Source organism: Kitasatospora sp. NPDC127111, assembly GCF_042677465.1.
In the GTDB taxonomy this organism is placed as follows: domain Bacteria; phylum Actinomycetota; class Actinomycetes; order Streptomycetales; family Streptomycetaceae; genus Kitasatospora.
On the sequence record NZ_JBHXTG010000080.1, the window covers coordinates 1 to 1,851 of the forward strand.

At 75.8% G+C, this 1,851-nt stretch carries 2 protein-coding genes and 1 pseudogene; 2 read left to right on the forward strand and 1 reads right to left on the reverse strand.

The window, feature by feature from the left end:
- Positions 1-153: pseudogene (locus tag ACFVHB_RS33645) on the reverse strand (5,10-methylene tetrahydromethanopterin reductase); the annotation flags it as partial.
- A 293-nt stretch (positions 154-446) separates the two neighbouring features.
- Here ACFVHB_RS33645 and ACFVHB_RS33650 point away from each other — a divergent pair.
- Together ACFVHB_RS33650 and ACFVHB_RS33655 are read left to right on the forward strand one after the other, a co-directional pair.
- Positions 447-758, forward strand: coding sequence for a hypothetical protein (locus ACFVHB_RS33650; protein ID WP_380329791.1), 312 nt, complete (start codon positions 447-449; stop codon positions 756-758).
- A 228-nt stretch (positions 759-986) separates the two neighbouring features.
- Positions 987-1,562, forward strand: a complete 576-nt coding sequence (locus ACFVHB_RS33655; protein WP_380329793.1) for a GNAT family N-acetyltransferase — start codon at positions 987-989, stop codon at positions 1,560-1,562.
- The last annotated feature ends 289 nt before the right edge of the window (positions 1,563-1,851 follow it).

Below are 1,851 nucleotides of genomic sequence, written 5' to 3' on the forward strand. Positions count from 1 at the left end.
GCCGCGGGCCGCCCGGACGGCCGGGTGCAGCGGCGCCGGCGTGACGTCGGCCGGGCGGTTCCTGGCGAACTCCTCGCGCAGCACCGGCACGCCCTCCTCGCCGAGCAGGTCCAGCTGCTCCAGGACGGTCTTCAGCGGCAGCCCGGCGTGGTCCCGGTGTCCTGCCGTACTTCCTCACCGTCCTGCTGCGGACCGTCCACGGCTACAGCGCGCTCGAAACCGGCCTCGCCTTCCTCGTGCCCCCGGTGGCCATCGCCCTCGGCACCCAGCTGGGCGAGCGGCGGACACCCGGACCGGGCCGCGCCCGGCCCTGATCGGCGGCTTCCTGGTCGGAGCGGTCGGCACCGCCGTCCTGGCCTTCGGCTTCGGCGCCGACGCCGGCTACCTCGCGATCCTGCCCGGGCTGATCGTCTCCGGTGTCGGTCAGGGCGTGGTCTGGACCCGCGATGTGGATCGGGGCCGCCACCGGCACCCCCGCGCACGAGCAGGGCGTCGCGAACGGCGCCGCCTCGACCGCGCTCAACATCGGCAACGCCACCGGCCTGGCCGTCTTCCCCGCCATCGCCGACGCCGGCACCGGTGGCAAGGCCGGCGGCGACCCGCTCAGGGCCACCGCCGACGGCGAGTTCCTGGTGGTCCTGCTCACCGCGGCCGGCATGCTGCTCGGCCTGCTGGTCACGCTCACCCTGCGCAAGCCCGCCGCCGCGCCGGACCTCCCGTCCGCCCGGCCGAGCGAGGAGGCGCTCGCGACCCGCTGACCACGTCCCTCGGGCCCGCCGGACTCCGGACGGCAGGCGCGGGACCGGCCTCCCCTGGCGCCGGTCCGCGGCTGCCGTCCGGTCCGCGTCGGGTCCGCGTCGGGTCCACGTGGGCTCTGCGGCGGGTCCACGTCCGGCTCCTGGCCGCTCGATGGGCGCGGTGGGGCGCTGTGGCACGATGCGAGGATCGGCGCCCCGCCGCCGTCCCACCGGAGAGAAGAGGCCCCCGTGTCCGAGACCACCCGAGACGCCGCCCAGCCCGAGGCGGGCGGTCTCGTCTTCCGCCCCGCCACCGAGGCCGACGTGCCCGCGCTGGTCGAGCTGGTCGAGTCCGCCTACCGCGGCGAGGCCAGCCGGGCCGGCTGGACCACCGAGGCGGACCTGCTGGATGGGCAGCGCACCGACGCCGACGGCGTGACCGCGGCGGTCACCCACGCCGACGGCGTGGTGCTGCTCGCCGAGCGCGACGGCGAGCTGCTGGCCTGCTGCCAGCTGGAACGCCGCGGCGAGCTCGCCTACTTCGGGATGTTCTCGGTCCGTCCCGGCCGGCAGGGCGGCGGGGTCGGCCGGACGGTGCTCGCGGAGGCCGAGCGGTTCGCGGCGGAGGAGTGGGGCGCCGTCGAGCTGGAGATGACGGTGATCGAGCAGCGCGCCGACCTGATCGCCTGGTACGAGCGCCGGGGCTTCCACCGCACCGGCGTCTACTCCCCGTTCCCGTACGGCGACGAGCGCTTCGGCATCCCGCTCCGGTCGGACCTGCGGTTCGAGAAGCTCGCGAAGAAGCTCACTCGGCAGAAGGTCTGATGCCTCGTCATCACTGAGCTGCGGCAACGCGGAGATGTCACACCTCGTTCATTATTGGTCTAGGCCAATGTGAGAGGGTGGCGGACGAACGGCCACGTTCCGTCCCAGCCCAGGGGGGCCATTTCCGCATGCCCGCACTTCATGGCACCGTCATGCCCGCAACCGGCAGCGCCGCGGGCCGGCCGCCCCCCGCCGGCGCGCCGCCGCGGCCCCGCCCCCCCCCCGACGGGGAGCTCTACAGGGACTTCGGCCCCCCCCGCCCCGGGGGGGGGGGCAGCGCCCCCCACAC